Consider the following 2133-nt stretch of genomic DNA (forward strand, 5'->3'; position numbering starts at 1 on the left):
GCTCGCGCTCGTACTGCTGCTGAGCGCCACCGGGATGCCCGAACGAGAGCGCCCCGCCGATGATCGTCAGCCGCACCTCGGCTCCCAGCTCGCGCGCGCGGGCGACGGCGCGCACGGCGAGCACCTGGCCTTTGTTCGGGTCGACCCTGCCGTGGCAGACCACCTCAAGCGGGCGATCGGGCCGCGGCGCCCGCCCACGCGCGTGGAACAGCTCGTGGTTGACGGCGTTCGGAATCGTGACGACCTGGCCGGCTGCGATGCCGAGCTCGTCCACGGTCCATCGCCGCACCGACTCGCTGACGGCCACCATGCGCACCGACGGCGGAACGCGCCGCAGCGCGTCGGCCTCCGCCCCCTGAAGGTAGTTGTGCAGCCAGAGCACGACGGTGCGGCCGTCGGCCGCGAGCCGCGTCGCGAGCGCCGGGTCGTTGGCCGCGACGATGCAGCGGCTCTGCCGCCGTGCCAGCACCCGCTCGACCTCGGCGAGGTAGCGCGAGCGTGCTCCGAAGCGCCGCGGGGCGAGCTTCGCGAGCACCCGGCGCGCGGCGCCGTGCACGCGCGAGGCCGGGTCGCCGCTGCGCGCGAGGGTCACGACCTCGCCGCCCGCATATGGCAGGCCCGCCGAGCGGGGGCTCACGACAACGCTGCCGTCGCCGGCATCCGCCAGCGCCAGCACGAGCTCGTGGGTGACGGTCGCGATCGCGCCGCCGTCTGCCCCGTAGCGCTCGGCCTCTGGCAGCACAAAGACGAACGGTGGGTCGGTCGCCGCAGGCGTCATCGCAGCCCGGCCCCGACCAGTTGCGCCCAGGTCTCGTCCCAGGTGAACGTCGCGGCGCGCCTTCTGGCCTCTTCCCCGAGCTCCCGGCGCAGCTCGGCGTCCTGCACGAGCTCGTCCAGCACGTCGGCCAGCGCCTCGGCGTTCTCGCGCGGCACGAGGCGGCCGGCGCCCCAGACGAGCTCGGGAATGCCGCCGCTCGCCGACGCGACGACGGGCACCCCGGTCGCCATGCCCTCGAGCACGGTCAGCGGCGCGGGGTCGTCCCAGCGCGATGGCACCACGTGGACGTCCGACTCGGCGATCGCCGCCGGGATCTGAGCCCGCGCGACGTGCCCGAGCCGGCGGATGGGCACGCCGCGCTCGGCGAGCTCGTCGGCGAGCCGGGCCACCTCGCGGCCGTAGGGGTTCCCGTCGGAGAATCCCCAGTTCGTGTCGCCCACGATCTGCACGCCGAACGCCCGCCCGCGCTCGGCGAGAATGCGGCAGGCGCGCAGCAGGGTGTCGACGCCCTTCTCGATCGCGACTCTGCCGACGAAGCCGATCGTCGGCAGCGGCGCGAAGGAGTTCTTCTCGATGAAGCGCTCGAGGTCGACGCCGTTGCGCGCGGTGCTGACGCGGTGCGGCGCGAGGCCGTAGACTCCCTCGACGGCGCGGGCCAGGTAGTCGCTCACCGCCGCCAGCGCGATGCGCCGGTCGAGCACGATGCGCCGCCGGAAGCGCCAGCCCGTCGTCTCGAGGTTGTGGTACCAGTGCAGCACGCGCACCTCGCCGAGCGCAGCGGAGAGATACGCGGCCAGTTCGGGGTCGTTGTTCACGATGACGAGTTCCGGGCGCACCTCGCGCAGGCGACGCAGCACGTGGCTCGCATACTGCCGCTGGGCGGGCCGTGCCCAGCCCATGGCGCCGGATGCCGCCTCGGCGACGCGCCCCGCCCGCCCAGGCGAGGCGCTCGACTCGGGTACGGCGAACAGGTGCGGCCAGGGGTAGACCGAGCCCTCGCCGACCCGCGTCACGACTTCGGGCGCCTGCCCGCGGCGCTCCGCGGCGCGGCAGAGCTCCCACACGCAGGTCGCGATCGCACCGCTGCGGTCGGAGGTGAACGTCTCGCGGCTGTTGTTCACGATGACGACGCGGGGGGCGTTCGGGTCGCTCAGGGGGGAGGAGTCGCTCATGGCAGGTGAGGATCTTTCACTTCGGGTCCTTCGAGGCTACTCGCGAGAGCGCCGCCCGCCGCCCCCACGTCCGGGGCACGAGCACCTCACGCGACCGGCACCGCGGCACCCGCCCTCACGACGCGGGGTGCGCGAGGAATCCGCCCGGCCATCACGAGAGCCAGCCCGACGCACAGCCCGGCG

Annotated in this window: 2 protein-coding genes; both read right to left on the reverse strand. The window is 74.3% G+C overall.

All coding sequences use genetic code 11. From position 1 onward, the window contains the following. The coding region (locus ACM2XV_RS14590) for a glycosyltransferase (protein ID WP_487027456.1) at positions 1-742 on the reverse strand (742 nt) is incomplete at its 3' end. Between the two features lie 32 nt (positions 743-774). Continuing rightward, a complete protein-coding gene (locus ACM2XV_RS14595; RefSeq protein WP_344776904.1) occupies positions 775-1950 on the reverse strand; it encodes a glycosyltransferase family 4 protein in 1176 nt (391 codons plus the stop codon). Positions 1951-2133 lie beyond the last annotated feature (183 nt).

Source organism: Gryllotalpicola sp. CP2-P1 (genome assembly GCF_057512245.1).

Coding starts and splice junctions, on each gene's coding strand:
- ACM2XV_RS14595 (WP_344776904.1), bottom strand. CDS start 1,950: ATGAGCGACTCCTCCCCCCTGAGCGACCCGAACGCCCCCCGCGTCGTC.